10 protein-coding genes are annotated in these 15,653 nt (G+C 71.8%); 4 read left to right on the top strand and 6 right to left on the bottom strand.

What is annotated here, in order from left to right:
* Nucleotides 1-11 precede the first annotated feature (11 nt).
* The 6 genes from sbnB to ACSRUE_RS36190 form a co-directional block, all read right to left on the bottom strand.
* Nucleotides 12-1,001, bottom strand: a complete 990-nt coding sequence (gene sbnB, locus ACSRUE_RS36215; RefSeq protein WP_441287560.1) for a 2,3-diaminopropionate biosynthesis protein SbnB — start codon at nucleotides 999-1,001, stop codon at nucleotides 12-14.
* Between the two features lie 15 nt (nucleotides 1,002-1,016).
* Complete coding sequence (sbnA, locus tag ACSRUE_RS36210; protein WP_441287559.1) at nucleotides 1,017-1,982, bottom strand: 2,3-diaminopropionate biosynthesis protein SbnA; 966 nt, start codon at nucleotides 1,980-1,982, stop codon at nucleotides 1,017-1,019.
* 102 nt (nucleotides 1,983-2,084) lie between these two features.
* The gene (locus ACSRUE_RS36205; protein ID WP_441287558.1) at nucleotides 2,085-4,088 is read right to left on the bottom strand and encodes a carbamoyltransferase family protein; all 2,004 of its coding nucleotides are present in this window, start codon (nucleotides 4,086-4,088) and stop codon (nucleotides 2,085-2,087) included.
* On the bottom strand, nucleotides 4,082-5,323 hold the full coding sequence (locus ACSRUE_RS36200; protein WP_441287557.1) for an acyl-CoA dehydrogenase family protein: 1,242 nt from the start codon (nucleotides 5,321-5,323) through the stop codon (nucleotides 4,082-4,084). Before ACSRUE_RS36200 ends, ACSRUE_RS36205 begins: the two co-directional genes overlap by 7 nt.
* 171 nt (nucleotides 5,324-5,494) lie before the next feature.
* The gene (locus tag ACSRUE_RS36195; protein ID WP_441287556.1) at nucleotides 5,495-7,468 is read right to left on the bottom strand and encodes a carbamoyltransferase C-terminal domain-containing protein; all 1,974 of its coding nucleotides are present in this window, start codon (nucleotides 7,466-7,468) and stop codon (nucleotides 5,495-5,497) included.
* Between the two features lie 132 nt (nucleotides 7,469-7,600).
* The gene (locus ACSRUE_RS36190) at nucleotides 7,601-8,665 is read right to left on the bottom strand and encodes a sigma 54-interacting transcriptional regulator (RefSeq protein ID WP_441287555.1); all 1,065 of its coding nucleotides are present in this window, start codon (nucleotides 8,663-8,665) and stop codon (nucleotides 7,601-7,603) included.
* Between the two features lie 662 nt (nucleotides 8,666-9,327).
* Between ACSRUE_RS36190 and treY the strand changes: the two genes are divergently transcribed.
* From treY to ACSRUE_RS36170, 4 genes are all read left to right on the top strand, one after another.
* A complete protein-coding gene (gene treY, locus ACSRUE_RS36185) occupies nucleotides 9,328-12,519 on the top strand; it encodes a malto-oligosyltrehalose synthase (RefSeq protein WP_441287554.1) in 3,192 nt (1,063 codons plus the stop codon).
* Between the two features lies 1 nt (nucleotide 12,520).
* Nucleotides 12,521-14,365: a malto-oligosyltrehalose trehalohydrolase gene (gene treZ / locus ACSRUE_RS36180; protein WP_441287553.1), complete on the top strand. Its 1,845-nt coding sequence runs from the start codon at nucleotides 12,521-12,523 to the stop codon at nucleotides 14,363-14,365.
* Nucleotides 14,359-15,168 carry a tRNA (N6-threonylcarbamoyladenosine(37)-N6)-methyltransferase TrmO gene (gene tsaA / locus ACSRUE_RS36175; RefSeq protein ID WP_437745861.1) on the top strand — a complete coding sequence of 270 codons (810 nt, stop codon included), beginning with the start codon at nucleotides 14,359-14,361 and terminating at the stop codon, nucleotides 15,166-15,168. The genes treZ and tsaA overlap by 7 nt, the downstream gene beginning before the upstream one ends.
* 140 nt (nucleotides 15,169-15,308) lie before the next feature.
* Nucleotides 15,309-15,560, top strand: a complete 252-nt coding sequence (locus tag ACSRUE_RS36170) for a response regulator (protein WP_441287552.1) — start codon at nucleotides 15,309-15,311, stop codon at nucleotides 15,558-15,560.
* The last annotated feature ends 93 nt before the right edge of the window (nucleotides 15,561-15,653 follow it).

The raw sequence follows: 15,653 nt of genomic DNA, 5'->3' as shown, positions 1-15,653 counted from the left end.
CCCGCCTGGCGTCAGCGCGTCATGTCGAAGAAGTCGTCGATCCACACCACGTCGCCTGCCGCCTCGGCGCGCGCGTAAGCCCACCTCGCCACGGCGAGGTCGAGCGTCCCCATGCCGAACGGCGAGAACACGATCGGCTTCGTCCGCGGCGCCGCGCGCTGCCCGAGGAGCACCTGGGCGAGCGTCCCCGTGACGAACTCGCGCCCGCCGGACTCCTGCTCTGCGAGGTGCAGCGACGTCCCGGCGCTCATCACGTGCTCGACGCTGTCCACCACGTTGAACGAGGAGAGGACGATGCGCGGCGACAGGTCCCGCAGCGACAGGTGCAGCACCACCGGCGCGTGCGAGAACCAGCCCGGATCGTGGACGTGCGGCGTGGCGGCCGAGGTCGTGAAGACGAGGAGATCGCTCCGCCGCACCACCGACTCCAGGTCCGTTGCCACATGGACGTCGCGGCGCCGCTCCGGCGCGAAGGCGGCCTCGCGAAACCGCTCCGGCTCCGCGGGGTTCGTGTCGAACAGGAGCACCTCCGGGATCTCCCAGCCGAGGCGCGACAGGAAGGACACCACGTACCGCGCGATGAGCCCCGTCCCGACGATGCCGAGCGTGCCCGCGCGCCGCCCCCCGGAGAGCGCCGCAGCGGCCGAGACCGCCGACGCCGCGGTGCGCGCCGCCGAGATGATCGAGCCCTCGAGGCACGCGAACGGATAGCCGTTGTCCGCCCGGTTGAGGACGATCACCGCCGACGCCCGGGGGATGCCTTGCCGGATGTTCGCCGGATAGCTGGCGATCCACTTGATCCCAGACACGGGCTCACCACCGCCGAGGTGGGCTGGAAGCGCGATGATCCGCGCGTCCGGCCGGTCGGGGAAGCGGAGGAAATAGCTGTTGGGACAGACCACCTCTCCCCGGTGGCCTGCGAGGTACACGTCCTCGACCGCCTTGACGCACTCCTCGGGGCTCTCCTCGATGAGTCGGCGGATGACATTGCCAGATACCACACCAAAGCGCATCGCTCATCCCTCGGCGTAACGCGACGCCCAAGCAGGGTTGTAAACCGTGTCCAGATAAGGCACGCCGCGGTCCGCGCAGAGGAACAGGACCTTCGGCCTCACGAGGCCGCTCGCCTTGCTGAAATAGCGCTGGATCGCGGCGTAGACCGTCCCCGTCGAGCCGCCGACGAGCAGCTTGTGGCGGTCGAGGAGGGTCCGGCACGCGGCGATCGACTCGACCTCGGGCACGATCACCACATCGTCGATCAGCGCCTCGCGGAGCAGATCCGGGACGACCCCCGCGCCGATCCCCGGGATGCGCCGCGGCCGCGGCGGGCCGCCGAAGATCACCGAGCCCTCGGCGTCCACCGCGACGATCTTCACGCCCTGGAAGTGCTCCTTCAGGCGCCGCGAGAGCCCCGCGATCGTCCCCGCAGAGCTCACGGCGACGAACACGAAATCGAGGGCACCGAACGCCTCGCAGATCTCCCGCCCCGTCGTGTGGAAATGGGCCATCATCCCGTCAGGGTTCTTGTACTGGTTGGGCCAGTACGAGCCGGGGAGCGCTTCGCAGAGCGACCTCACCCGCGCGAGCCGCGTCTTGAGGAACCCCCCGGTGTCGTCGCGCTCCTCCACCTTCACCACCCTCGCGCAGAGCGAGCGGAGCACGTGCTCGTTCACCGCGGAGATGTGGGGATCGATCACGGGGATGTAGTCGAGCCCGAGGAGCCGAGCGTACGCGGCGAGCGCGATCGCGAAGTTGCCTGACGACGACTCCACGATCGTCGTCCGCGGGTCGATCTCGCCGCGCTCGATCGCCGACTTCAGGATCCAGAGCGCGGGGCGGTCCTTGATGCTCCCGACCGCGTTGCAGTACTCGAGCTTCACGGAGAGATCGACCCGCTCGTGCTCGAGCTTCACGACCGGCGTCTCACGGAGCATGCTGACGAGCGTGGCCGCCCGCGTCAGGAGTTGCTCTTGTTTAAGCATGCAAGCTTCACCACCCTCAAGACAGCGGACAGGCGACGCGCGAGCGGACAAGGGCGCTCGCGCCAAAGGCTCATCACGAGACGACGGACAGGCGCTCTCGCTCTAGGCGCCTCGCGGGCGCAGGGAGACGAGCCGCTCCGCCCAGAGCCCCTCGAGCTCCTGGGCCGCCTTCTGCGCGCGCGCGGGCTCGTCCGCGCCGGCGCCCGCGAGCAGCTCGGCCAGAGAGCTCGCCCCGTCCGCGCGCATCAGCGCCTCGCCCAGGTCGGCCGACACGCTCACCCGCACGCCGGCGTCGTAGGTATTCCGCAGCTCGAAGGCCGTGGCCGCGCGATCCATCGCGACGAAGCGGCGGATCTGGTCCACGCGGACGTGCCTCGGGATGTCGACCGCGAGCGCCGCCACGTCCTCCCACGTCCACGCGCGCTTCTCGACGAAGAAGCCGCCGATCGCGAGGTAGTTGAGCCCGGTGGTCAGGAAGCTCGTCACCACGTCGTGCGCGGAGTCGACGATCGGCTCCACGTTGTTGTTGAACGAGGTGTTGAGCAGCACCGGCACGCCCGTCCTGTCCTTGAACGCCTTGAGGACGCCCCAGAAATGCGGGTTCGAGCCCCGCGCCACCGTCTGGACGCGGGCCGTGCCGTCCACGTGCGTCGTCGCCCCGAGGACGCTCCGCTTGTCCTCCCGGACCTTCAGCACGAAGATCATGAACGGGAACTCGTCCTCGCCGGGCGGGAGCTCGAAGAACTCGCGCGCGTCCTCCGCGAGGACGGCCGGCGCGAACGGCCGGTAGGCCTCGCGCTTCTTGACCATCGCGTTCACGAGGTCCTTGTTCGCGGCCGGCCTCGGGTCGGCCAGGATGCTCCTGTGCCCGAGCGCCCGCGGCCCGAACTCCGATCCTCCCTGCGCCCAGCCGACGGCGGCCCCTGCGGCGATCACCTCGGCGACGCGCCCCGGCAGGTCCTCGGCGCGCTCGTGGCGGAGGAAGCGGGACCACCCCGAGAGCTCGCGCTCGATCTCGGCCTCGCCGCCCACGTCGCGGCCCCAGAACACGTGCTCGATCCGCCGCCGCGACTTCAGCGCTCCCGCGGCGAGGGTCGTGTGCAGCGCCGCCCCGAGCGCGCAGCCAGCGTCGTGCGCCGCAGGCTGCACGAAGACCCGCTCGAACATCCCCGAATAGAGGACCTTCCCGTTCATCGTGCAGTTGTGCGCGACCCCGCCGGCCAGGCAGAGCCGCGTCTTGCCCGTGGCCTCGCGCTCGTGGCGGATCACGTGCAGCGCGAGCGCCTCCAGCGCCTCCTGCAGCGACGCCGCGACGTCGCGGTGCTGCTGGGTGAAGGGCCCGCCCTTCCTGCGCACCTCGATCGCCTGCGCCAGCGCGCCCACGCGGTCGCGGTGGATCTCGTAATCTCCGTCCGGCAAGAGCGTGTAGAGCGAGCTCATCAGCGCGCGGTACCTCGCCGGATCGCCGTAGGGCGCGAGCCCCATCACCTTGTACTCGTCGAACACCCCGTATCCGAGGAGCGCGATGACGGAGACATAGAAGTTCCCGAGCGACTTCGACTCCGGGATCGTCTTCAGCACGTCGATCCTGTCGCCCGAGCCCACGGCCACGAGCCCGGACAGGAAGTCTCCCGACCCGTCGATCGCCACGATCAGGCTGTCGTCGTACCCCGACAGCAGGTAGGTGCTCGCCGCGTGCGCCTGGTGGTGCGGCACGAACACGATCTTGTCGCGGTCGATCGGGCGCCCCAGCCCCTGGCCGAGCTTCGCCGCGAGCAGCGTGCGCGCGTCGATCCGCGGCAGCGCGCCCCCGGTCAGGAGCCGCACCCGCCCGAGGAGCGCATTGCAGTACTCCTCGCTCGCGTAGAACGCGATCCGGTCCACACGATCGATGTCGACGCCGCCCCGGGCGAGGCAGAAGCGGATCGCCTCGATGGGGAACTTGTTGGAGTGCTTGATGCGGTTGAGCCGCTCCTCCTCGATCCCCGCGATGACCTCCCCGCCGTCGACGAGCACGGCCGCGCCGTCGTGCGTGAAGCTCTTCGGGATGTCGTACATCTCCTCGTGGGCGAAGCTCAACCCGCCGGAGAGGCCCAGCGTCAGCATGTCTCCTCCTTGCCGCTCGCGCTCATCGCGCCATCGAGCCACGGCGACGACGCCGCGCCGTCGAACTCGCCCTCTCCGAGCGCTCGTCGCCCGTAGGCGCGCTCGATGACGGCGTTCACCTCCGGCCCGAGCGGGCCGAAGACGACCTCCTTGCACAGGCGCTCCAGGGCGCCGTCCCCCGCGTACGCGCGCGCGCCGACGATGCCGCGCGCCGCCGCGACGGTCTCCTCGGCGCACCTCGTCCCCGTGTACTTCGCGGCCCCGGCCAGCTCGTAGAGCCGCGGCAGCCGCTCGGCGCGGTCCCTCGCGGAGGTGATCGTGCCCATCGCCTCGCCCGCCTCGCGGACCGCCGCGCACGCGGCGCGGTAGCGGATCACGAGGCGGCCGATGTCCACGACCATGCCGTCCAGCTCGGCGAGCGGCGCCCCGTCCCGGCCGCGCACCGCGCGGAGGAACCGGCGCGACTCGTCGATCGCCTGCGCCGCGGCGCCGAGGTACAGCGATGGAATCAGCACCTGGTGCCACACCATCTCGAACAGGAGGAGCTGCACCATCTCGGGCCCGGGGCCGCCGAGCAGGAGGTCCTCCTCCGGCACGAAGAGATCGTGGAACACGATCCGGCGTGTATCGGAGTCGAGCATCGCGTCCGGGAACAGGTACGGGCCTATCTCGACGGCCGGGTTGCCCCGCGGCCGCGTCATGAAGACCGCGGGGAAGCCCTCCTCCAGCGCCGTCGTGAAGATTAGGAGATCTCCCTCGGTCGCGAGGGAGGTGTACGACGCGGCGCCGCTCACCACGTGTCCTCCGGGCGCCTTCCGCGCCCGCGTCCCCACCGCGTTCACGCGGTCCGCGTGCACCCGCGAGTTCGTGTTGGCGACGAGCCGGCGCCCCTCGACGACCTCCGAGAGCAGCGCGCGCCGCCGCGCGTCGAGCCGCGCGTCGTCCGCGATGGGGAAGGTGGCTATCGCGGAGGTCACGTAGAAATGGTTCTCCACCGCGAGCGCGACCGCCGGGGAGATCCCCCCGAGCCGGTGCAGCACGTGCGCGCACGCGCGGAACAGGCCTGCTGCGTCTCCCTCATAGATGCGCCCCAAAAAGGGCAGATCCGTCGACCGGAACACCCGGTAGAAGGCCGGCAGATCCCGCGCCGCGAGCGCGCTCTTCAGCGCTTCTGCCGCGAGCTGCGTCTGCCGATCGATGTCGATCCTCGGGCGCGCCTTGCGTCCAGCGCTCATGGTCATGTCCTCCGAGCTCACCGCGCTCTTCTCCTTGCACCCGTCGTGTCCCGAGCCTCGCGGCCACGCAGGCCTGCGTTGTCTCTTCCCTGTGCGCCCGGCGGGCGCGCTCACGTCACGTCCGTGAGGCCGGCGCGCTCTTCACGCGCGTCTGGCTTCGGCGCCTGCGCTTCACCCGCGCTCGGCCGGCGCGAGCCGGACGAGCCGCTCTGTCCAGAGGGCCCAGAGCTCGCCCGCGACGTCGGCCCCCGCGCCGTCGAGCAGCGACGACAGCGGCCGGCTCCCGTCGGCCTTCACCAGCGCCTCGTACGCGGGGCGCGAGATCTTCCGGCGGATCCCGCGGTCGTAGCTCGTCCGCAGCTCCCACGCGTCGCCGATGCGCGCGCCGTCGAGCCACCCGCGCGTGCGGCATACCTGGGTCGAGCGCGGGATCTCCACGATCATGCCGAGCCTGGCCTCCAGCGACGGGCCCTCCTCGCGGACGAGCACGCCGTCCACGAAGGCGGCCTCGAGGCGGCTCGTGAGGAGCAGCGCGACAACGTCGTCGACGGTCTCGGCGGGCGGCTCCGCCCCGTGATCGAGCGACGTCGCGAGCAGCGCCCCGACCCCGGAGATCTCCTTGAACGCGCAGAGCAGCGCGAACAGCCGGGGATCCGCCTCCTTCAGCACCACCTGCGCGCGGACCGTGCCGTCCGCGTGCAGCGCCGCGGCGAGCGCCGCGCGGCGCTCGCGCTTCACGCGGAGGGCGAAGCTCTTCCAGCGCAGCTGCTCGGCCGGGCACGGCAGCATCAGGCACTCGGCCGCGTCCTCGGCGAGCATCGCGACCGACAGCGGCCGGTGCGGCGCGCGCCGCTTCAGCTCGTTCAGCGCCTCCCGCCGCCGCTCGTCCCGCGGATCGGCGACGATCGCGCGGCGCCCGAGCGCCACGAGCCCCATCTCCGAGCGGCCGTTCGCCCAGCCCACGGCGGCGCCCCCGGCGATCAGCTCCGCGGCCTTGCGGGCCGGATCGGCCGGGCGCTCCGCCGTCACGAGCGCGCCCCAGCGCCTGAGCGCCGGGATCACCGCGTCCGCGTTCCCGATGTCCGTGCCCCAGGCCACGTGGTCGAGCGGGGCGCGGCGCGGCGGCGCGTCGCTCGCGAAGAGCGCGGCACCGAGGGCGCAGCCCGCGTCGTGCGCCGCGGGCTGCACGAACACCTCGTCGAACAGGCCGCTCGCGAGGACGCGCGAGTTGACGGCGCAGATCTGCGCCCCCCCGCCGGCCAGGCACAGCCGCCGTAGCCCGCTCTTCGTGCGGTGGTGGCGCAGCACGTGGAGCACGATCTCGGAGATCGCCTCTTCCAGCGCGGCGATCACGTCCTTGTGCGCCTGCTCCACCGCGTCGCCGCGCAGCCTGCCCGGCGCCTTCGAGAGCACGGCCGCGAGGTTCTGGAGGGCGAGATCGTAGTCGCCGTCCGGCAGCAGCCTGTACACCTCGCGCATCGCGCCGCGGACCGCGGCGGGGTCGCCTTGCGGGGCGAGCTCCATCGCCTCGGCCTCCTCGAAGGGGCTGTATCCGAGCGCGCGGATCGTGCGATGGCACAGCTCGCCGAGCGACTTCTGCGGCGCGAAGGCCGCGAGCGACGTGAGGCACGACCGGCTCCCGCTCGCCGACGTCCCGGCGAGGACCCCGCCCTCGTTGTCGATGACGTAGACGAGCGCCTGATCGAAGCCCGACACCGCGATGGCGCTCACCGCGTGCGTCATCATGTGCGGCACGAAGACGAGCCGCGCCGGATCGACCGCGCACCTCATCTCCCGCTGGATGGCCGCGTGCAGCAGCCCGCGCGCGTCCGGCACGCCGGCGAGCTCCGGGAACGCCGCGCGCAGGCGCCCGACGAGCAGGTTGGCCGTCTCCTCGCCTGAATAATAGGCGATCCGGTCCACGTCCGAGAGCGCGACGCCTCGCTGTCTCAGGCAGGCGCGCAGCGCGTCGAACGGGAACTTGTTCGTCCGCCGGACGCGGTTCAGCCGCTCTTCCTCGATGGCGGCCACCACCTGCCCGTCCTCGACCAGCACGGCCGCCGCGTCGTACGTGAAGAATTGCGGCGAGTCGTAGCGGCAGTCGTAGACGGGATCCAAGCCTCCTGCGAGGCCCAGAGTCAGCATGCGCTCCTCCATCCTTCTCGGTCGGGACATCCACCGCCCTCCCGGGTTCCGTCTCGGCCGTTTCGCAAGGGTCGTTCCATCGAACGGCGCGACGGTTCCGGCGGCGCCCTCGGGAGGGGGTGATCTATTTTGTTAAGATTCTTTAAGAAGCTGGAGAAATGTGGAGCGATGGGGGGCGAGCGCCGCGCGGATCCTCGCCGACGTGCGCTCGAGGATCTCGGTGCTCTGGAGGTCCTTCGGCTTGATACCGAGCTTCGCGAGGCGGCTGTAAACGTACGGCAACGAGCGATCGATTCGCCGCGACAGCTCGCGCGCGTTCCTCGTCTCCCTGGCCCACGTCAGGAACAGGAGGTCGTAGAGCTTCTCGACCTCTTGTGGGTGCACCTGGGATATCGCCGCTGTGTCGTCGTCGGGGGGCGCGCCCTGCTGGGCCAGGAGGTCGAGCGCGCACGCGGCCCGCCAGTTTTGCTCGACGGTCCGCTCCGGGTCTCGCACGAGGAAGTACCGCTCGACGGCGTTGCGGAGCTCGCGGACGTTGCCCCTGTACACGCCGTTGCTCGCGAGCTCGCCGACGGCGCTCACCTCGCGCGCGGGCAGGAGCGTGCGGTAGCGCTCGCCGAGCTCCAGGGCGAGGACCCTCGAGAGGCTGCGCAGGTCCTCCCGGCTGGGCGGTGGCACGACGATGGTGAGCACGCTGAGCCGGAAGAACAGGTCGGCTCGAAACGTCTTGTCGAGCCCGGTGGCGACGTCCCGGTTCGTGGCGGCGAGGACGCGGACGTCGACGCTCCTCTCCTCGCTGCCGCCCACGGGCCAGAACGAGCCGTCCGCGAGGAAGCGGAGGAGCTTCGCCTGCGCCTCCGCCGGCAGCTCGCCGATCTCGTCGAGGAACAGGCTGCCTCCGGACGCGAGCTCCACGACGCCGCGCTTCGATACGGTCGCCCCCGTGTACGCGCCGCGCGCGTGGCCGAACAGCTCGCTCTCGAACAGCGTTTGCGTGAGGGCTGCGCAGTTGACGGTGATGAGTCGGTGCTTCGAACGCTTGCTGTGCTGATGGATGTCGCGCGCGAGGATGTCTTTCCCCGCTCCGGTCGGCCCGACGATCAGGACCGAGCAGTCTGCGGACGCTGCCTGTTTGGCGAACCCGAGCGCCCTGCGCCGCGCCTCCGAGTGCGCGACGAATCTCCAAGAGCTGGTCATCAATACCTCTCCTGATCCTTCATGACGGAAACAGTTGTTGTCTCACTCCGCCCGCGAATACGGGCATTTGGCAACATATCGTTTCCCGAGCGTGCGCCTCCGGCCGCGCGCCGCCGAGCATGCGCCGGTCGAGCCGTCTCGACGGCGGGCTCCAGGGGAGGGGACACGCGAAGAGCGCGCGGGCGGTGCAAACGAACACCGGAGGAGGAACGCGCTCGCCGTGATGTTCGCGGGGGCGGCTCCGGAAACATGCAGTCGGCCGCCTGAACGGCGCTTGTTATTCGGGTATCGGTGCGGCCATGCGCGGAGGGGTGGAACAGCAACGGAGAACGGTGGCGATGAGGAGGTCGAGCGTTCCCATGGGAAGCACAGCGCGCTGACGGCGACTCCTTCGACAACGGCCGAGCCCGGCGTGCCTTCGACAACGGCTGAGCCCGGCGTGCCTTCGACAACGGCTGAGCCCGTCACCCCTTTTCCGTGGCCACGCCGGACCCCGGTGTGATCCATGGCGCCAAGCTCATCGCTGCTGCGTTCCCCGTAGGCGCGTCAGGCCTTTCCTTCGTGCCGCAAGCCGAAACGGCAGGAGCCGCGCGAGCTGCGCAGATCCGCGGATGCTCATCGCTTCGTTCGCAGTAGATTCTGCCGCCGGAGGCAACCGAAGGATGACCGGAACGTCGGACGAACAGCAGACGGGCGGCCATGCGGACGGCGCTGGCCTGCAGGCGAACGCAGCGCGGCTCGCCGACGCGGCGTGCGAGGGCGTGGCCCCTCGCCTGCCGCGCGCCACCTACCGCGTGCAGCTCAACAAGGATTTCACCTTCGAGCAGGCGCGCCGGGTCGTCGCCTACCTCGACGCCCTCGGCGTCAGCGATCTCTACTCGTCGCCGTTCTTCAAGGCCCGGCCGGAGAGCATGCACGGCTACGACCTCGTCGACCACAACGCGCTCAACCCCGCGATCGGCGAGCGCGCCGACCTCGACCGGCTCACCGGCGAGCTCGCGGCGCACGGCATGGGCCTCCTGCTCGACTTCGTGCCCAACCACATGGGCATCGGCACGTCCGACAACGCCTGGTGGAACGACGTCCTCCAGAACGGCCCGAGCTCGCTCTACGCGCCGTTCTTCGACATCGACTGGGCGCCGCTCAAGACGGAGCTGAAGCACAAGGTGCTGCTCCCCGTGCTCGGCGACCACTTCGGGCGCGTGCTCGAGCGCGGCGAGCTCAAGATCGAGTTCGACAACGGCGCGTTCGTCCTGCGGTACTTCGATCACGTCTTCCCGGTGAACCCGCGGACGTACAGCATGATCATCGGGCCGCTCGTGCCCGGGCTCGTCGCCGCGCTCGGCGAGGAGCACGACGCGCTCCTCGAGCTGCAGAGCATCCTGACCGGGCTCCGCAACATGCCGCCGCGGACCGAGACGCAGCGGGCCAAGGTGATCGAGCGGCGCCGGGAGAAGGAGATCCTCAGGCGGCGGCTCGCGTCGCTCGTCGCGGACTCGCCCGACATCGCGGCGGCGGTGGCCGAGGGCGTCCTGCGCATCAACGGCAAGCCGGGCGATCCGCTGAGCTTCGACCCGATCGAGGCGCTGCTCGAGGAGCAGGCCTACCGCCTCAGCTTCTGGCGCACCGCCGCCGAGGAGATCAACTACCGCCGGTTCTTCGACATCAACGACCTCGCCGCGATCCGGATGGAGCACCGGCCGGTGTTCGCCGAGGCGCACCGCCTCGTCTTCGAGCTCTGCGAGCGGGGTCAGGTCACGGGGCTGCGCATCGACCACCCCGACGGCCTCTGGAACCCGATCGGCTACTTCGAGGAGCTCCAGCAGGGCTACCTGATCGAGCGCTGCCGGCGCCGCTTCCTCGCCGAGGCCTCGGACGGGCCCGAGCAGAAGGGCCTCCTCGACCCGCGCCGCCGCCCCGAAGCCCGCTTCGCCCGGCTGGAGCCGGCCCTCCGCGCGGCCCTCTCGGAGCGCGGCGCGCGTGGCGCGTCGATCGCGCGGCCGCTCTACGTCGTCGTCGAGAAGATCCTCGCGCGCGGCGAGACGCTGCCCGAGGCCTGGCCCGTCCACGGGACGAGCGGCTACGACTTCACCGCGCTCGTGGGCGAGCTCTTCGTCGACGCCTCGAGCGAGGGGCAGATGACCGCGATCTACGAGCGGTTCATCGACGAGCACATACCGTTCGAGGCGCTCGTCTACGAGAAGAAGAAGGTGATCCTCCGGACGGCCCTGGCGAGCGAGCTCAACGTGCTCACCCACGCCCTGAACCGGCTCACCGAGCGCGACCGCCGCTTCCGCGACTTCACCCTGGGCTCGCTCAACGAGGCGCTGCGCGAGGTCATCGCGTGCTTCCCGGTCTACCGCACCTACATCAACGATCGGACGCCGGCGATCTCCGATCACGACCGCGTCGCCATCGGCCGCGCCGTCGCCCTCGCGCGCCGGCAGAACCCGACGATGGAGGGCTCCATCTTCACGTTCGTGCGCTCGGTCCTCATGCTCGACGGCACGGATCTCTTCCCTGACGAGGACCGGCACCTCTTCTGCGACTTCGTGATGAAGTTCCAGCAGCTCACCGGGCCGGTGATGGCCAAGGGGCTCGAGGACACGTCGTTCTACATCTACAACCGGCTCGTGTCGCTGAACGAGGTCGGGGGCGAGCCCGAGCGCTACGGATCGAGCGTCCTCGCGTTCCACCGCGGCAACGTGCAGCGGCACAGGGCGTGGCCGTACTCGATGCTCGCGACGTCGACGCACGACACGAAGCGGAGCGAGGACGTGCGGGCGCGCATCAGCGTGCTCTCGGAGCTGCCGTCGGCCTGGGAGGAGGCGCTCCACCGCGCCGCCGCCGCCGCCGCGCCGCTCAAGGCCGAGATCGAGGGCCGCCTCGCGCCGGACAGCAACGAGGAGTACCTCTTCTACCAGACCCTCCTCGGCAGCCTGCCGATCGAGCCGCTGCTCGGCGGCGGACGCGAGCCGCGCGCGCCCGAGGGCGACGCGCTCTCGGCGTACGCCGACCGCCTCGTGGACTACATGCGCAAGGCCACGAAGGAGGCGAAGGTCAACACGTCCTGGATCGACGCGCAGCCCGAGTACGACGCCGCCGTCGAGGCGTTCGTCCGCAAGGCGGTCTCGTCCGCGGAGGTCCTGGGCGCGCTCCTGCCGCTCGCGCGCGTGGTCGCGTACCACGGCATGTGGGGCTCGCTCTCGCAGGCGCTCCTGAAGCTCACCTCGCCGGGCGTGCCCGACATCTACCAGGGCAACGAGGTGTGGGACTTCAGCCTCGTCGACCCGGACAACCGCCGCACGGTCGACTACGCCGTGCGCGAGCGGGCGCTCGCGGAGATCCGCGCGCGCCGGCGGTCGACCGGCGGGGGCCGCGCGCTCGCGCGCGAGCTCTGCGCCGAGGCGCGCGACGGCCGCGCCAAGCTGTTCGTCACGCACGTCGCGCTCGAGCTGCGCCGGCGCCACCCGGCGCTCTTCGGGGCCGACGGGGACTACGCGCCGCGCGCCGTGATCGGCGAGCGCGAGGCCCACGTCGTCTCCTTCGCGCGGCGCGCGCCGGACGGGCGCTCGATCGTCGTGGTCGCGCCCCGGTTCAGCGCGCGGCTGCTCGGCGGCGCCTGCTCCCCGCCGATCGGCGCGGCGTGGGCCGGCACCTCGGTCGACGTGGAGCCTGGCCGCTACACGGATCTCTTCACCGGCGCCGAGCTCGAGGCGTCGCCGTCCGCCGCTCCGCCGCGCGGCTCGGACGCGCCGCCCGAGCCGGGCGGCGGCGCGTCGCTCCCGCTCGACCGCGTGCTCTCCGATTTCCCCGTCGCCCTGCTCCTGCGGGCGGCGCAGCGAGGCCAGTGACATGAAGGCGAAGCGCACGATGGGCGCGTGGCTCGAGGGCGGCGCGGTCCGCTTCCGCGTCTGGGCGCCCGACCACGATCGGATCGAGATCGTCACCTACGGGGCCGACGGCCAGGAGGTCACGGGCGCGCTGCCTGCGGCCCCGATCGGCGGCGGCTCCTTCGAGGCGACGGCGCCGGGCCTCGGGGCCGGCGCGCTCTACAAGGTGCGGATCGACGGCGAGGGGCCGTTCCCGGACCCGTACTCCCGCGCGCAGCCGCTCGGGGTCCACGGCCCGTCGGCGGTCGACGACCCCTCGTTCGCGTGGACCGACGCGGGGTGGCGGGGCGTCGCGCTCGAGGATCTCGTCCTCTACGAGGTCCACGTCGGCGCGGCGACCCCGGAGGGCACGTTCGACGCGCTCATCGGGCGGCTCGCCGAGCTCCGGGAGCTCGGCATCACGGCGATCGAGCTCATGCCGGTCGCGAGCTTCCCGGGCGAGCGCGGGTGGGGGTACGACGGGGTCGACCTCTTCGCGCCGCTCGCGGCCTACGGCGGCCCGGCGGGCCTGCGCCGCCTGGTCGACGCGGCCCACGCCGCGGGGATCGGCGTGATCCTCGACTGCGTCTACAACCACTTCGGCCCCGACGGGAACTACCTCCGCGCGTACGCGACGCGCTACTTCACCGATCGGCACAAGACGCCCTGGGGCGACGCGGTGAACTACGACGGCGCGGGCGCCGAGCAGGTCCGCGCGCTCGTCCTCGAGAACGTCGAGATGTGGATCCGCGACTTCCACATCGACGGCCTCCGCCTCGACGCGACCCACGCGATCGTCGACGACTCCGAGCCCCACATCCTCCGGGAGATCGGCGAGCGCGCGCGGGCGGCCGGCGAGGGGCGGCGCGTCCTCGTGATCGCCGAGGACAGCCACAACGACGCGCGCCTCGTGACGCCCGTCGAGCAGGGCGGGTACGGCCTCGACGCGGTGTGGTCCGACGACTTCCACCACGAGCTGCGCGTCCTGTTCGCCGGGGATCGCGACGGCTACTTCGAGGATCACACGGGCAGCGCGGAGGACATCGCGGCGACGATCCGCAAGGGGTGGCTCTACGAGGGGCAGATCTCGAAGCACACGGGCAAGCCGCGGGGCACGCCCGCGGATCCGGTGCCGCCGCCGCGCTTCGTCCACTGCATCCAGAACCACGATCAGATCGGCAACCGCGCCGTCGGCGATCGACTCGGGGACAAGGTGAGCCCGGCGGCCTTCCGGACGATGTCGGCGCTGCTCCTGCTCACGCCGTACACGCCGCTCCTGTTCATGGGCCAGGAGTGGAACGCGCGGACGCCGTTCCAGTACTTCACCGATCACGAGGCCGAGCTCGGCCGGCTCGTGACCGAGGGCCGCCGGCGCGAGTTCCAGTACTTCGCGGCGTTCGCCGGCGCGGAGGTGCCGGATCCGCAGGATCCGCGGACGTTCCAGCGCTCGAAGCTCGACCCCGCCGAGCGGCAGCGGCCCGAGCACGCCGGCGTGCTCGCGTGGTACCGCGAGCTCCTCCGCCTCCGCGCCTCGCACCCCGCGCTGCGGAGCCGCGCGCGCGGCGCCTTCTCGGCCGACGCGCTCTCGCCGGACGCGATCTGCATCGAGCGCCGCGGCGGCGGGGCCGCCGTGATCGCGCTCTGCGCGCTCCGGGGCGCGCTCTCGCTCGACCTCGGCCGCCCGGAGGCGCGCGCGCTCGCGTTCAGCGAGGAGCCGCGGTTCGGCGGCGCGGCGCGGCGGCCCCCGATCGAGCGCGGCTGGGTGGAGCTCGAGGGGCCGTCGGTCCTGATCGTCGAGGTGCCCGACGCCCCCGGGGCGCCATGCTGAAGCCCGTCACGTTCACGCCCATCGGCGTGGTGCGCACGCCGTTCTCCGACAAGGTGAGCGCGCCGCGGCAGCCCCACGCGGCGGGCAGCGCGGAGGGGACGATCGAGCTCGTGCCGGGCCTCGGGCTGGAGCACGCGCTCTCCGACATCGAGGGGTGGGACTACCTCTGGGTGGTCTTCTGGTTCCACCTCAACGAGGGCTGGCGCCCGAAGGTGCTGCCCCCGCGGAGCGCCGGCAAGCGGCGCGGCGTGCTGTCGACGCGCTCGCCGCACCGCCCGAACCCCATCGGCCTCAGCGCCGTGAGGCTCCTCGCCGTGGACGGGCTCACCCTGCGCGTCGGCGGCGTGGACATGATCGACGGCACGCCGGTGCTCGATCTCAAGCCCTACGTGCCGTACGCGGACGCCCACCCGCACGCGCGCACCGGCTGGCTCACGCCGCTCGCGGAGGAGCCGGGCGGGGGAGCGCCGGTCGACCCCGAGCCCGGCTTCGAGGTCGCGTGGGGCGCGCGCGCCGCCGAGCAGGCCGCGTGGATCGAGGAGGCGCACGGCTTCGCGCTGCGCGAGCGCGTCGACCGCGTGCTCGCGCTCGGCCCGCAGCCGCACCCTTACCGCCGGATCCGCGCCGACGGGGACGCGATGCGCCTCGCCGTGACGTCGTGGCGGGTGCGGTTCAGGGCCGAGGGGCGGCGGATCGACGTGCTGTCGGTGGCGACGGGCTACCGCGAGAAGGAGCTCGTCGGCGGCGAGGGCCCCGATCTCGAGGCGCACCGGCGGTTCGTGGAGCGGTTCGGCCGCGGCTAGCGGCGCGTCTAGCGATCGGCATCGACCAGCGCGCCGCCTGCTCGCGCTCGCCAGGTACGCGCAGATCGCCTGGTATTCCTCGGATCTCGCGTGACGATTCACGCTCGCGCCGCTTTGCAGCACGCGCTCGAGGCGGACAAATGCTGCCGGAGGTCATCCTGTGCGACATCGGCCTCCCCGGCGGGATGGATGGCTGCGGCGTGGCGCGGACCTTGAAAGCCCTGGAGGAGAGCGCGGACGTCGCCCCGTCGCTGATGATCGCGCTGACGGGTTATGGCCAGGAGCGGGACCAGCGCCGGGTCCGCGAGGCCGGCTTCGATATGCACTTCGTCAAGCCGATCGATCCGGGCTCGCTGCAGAGCCTCCTGGCCTCCGTGGCGACGCGGGCGTGACGGCGACGCGGGCGCTGGCGCGCCGCCGCGCCGGCCCGGCGGCTCGATGTGGCTCGCTCGCACACAGGCGCTGGCTCGACCTTTGAAAAGACC

The sequence above is a fragment of the Sorangium sp. KYC3313 genome, from assembly GCF_052075895.1.
Taxonomy (GTDB): Bacteria; Myxococcota_A; Polyangia; order Polyangiales; family Polyangiaceae; genus Sorangium; species Sorangium cellulosum_B.
This window is presented reverse-complemented; position numbering and strand designations above follow the sequence as displayed.

Excerpts from the sequence above, each read along its gene's own strand:
- sbnA (WP_441287559.1), bottom strand. The coding sequence starts at position 1,982 with ATGCTTAAACAAGAGCAACTCCTGACGCGGGCGGCCACGCTCGTCAGC.
- ACSRUE_RS36205 (WP_441287558.1), bottom strand. The coding sequence starts at position 4,088 with ATGCTGACGCTGGGCCTCTCCGGCGGGTTGAGCTTCGCCCACGAGGAG.
- ACSRUE_RS36200 (WP_441287557.1), bottom strand. The coding sequence starts at position 5,323 with ATGAGCGCTGGACGCAAGGCGCGCCCGAGGATCGACATCGATCGGCAG.
- ACSRUE_RS36195 (WP_441287556.1), bottom strand. The coding sequence starts at position 7,468 with ATGCTGACTCTGGGCCTCGCAGGAGGCTTGGATCCCGTCTACGACTGC.
- ACSRUE_RS36190 (WP_441287555.1), bottom strand. The coding sequence starts at position 8,665 with ATGACCAGCTCTTGGAGATTCGTCGCGCACTCGGAGGCGCGGCGCAGG.
- treY (WP_441287554.1), top strand. The coding sequence starts at position 9,328 with ATGACCGGAACGTCGGACGAACAGCAGACGGGCGGCCATGCGGACGGC.
- treZ (WP_441287553.1), top strand. The coding sequence starts at position 12,521 with ATGAAGGCGAAGCGCACGATGGGCGCGTGGCTCGAGGGCGGCGCGGTC.
- tsaA (WP_437745861.1), top strand. The coding sequence starts at position 14,359 with ATGCTGAAGCCCGTCACGTTCACGCCCATCGGCGTGGTGCGCACGCCG.
- ACSRUE_RS36170 (WP_441287552.1), top strand. The coding sequence starts at position 15,309 with ATGCTGCCGGAGGTCATCCTGTGCGACATCGGCCTCCCCGGCGGGATG.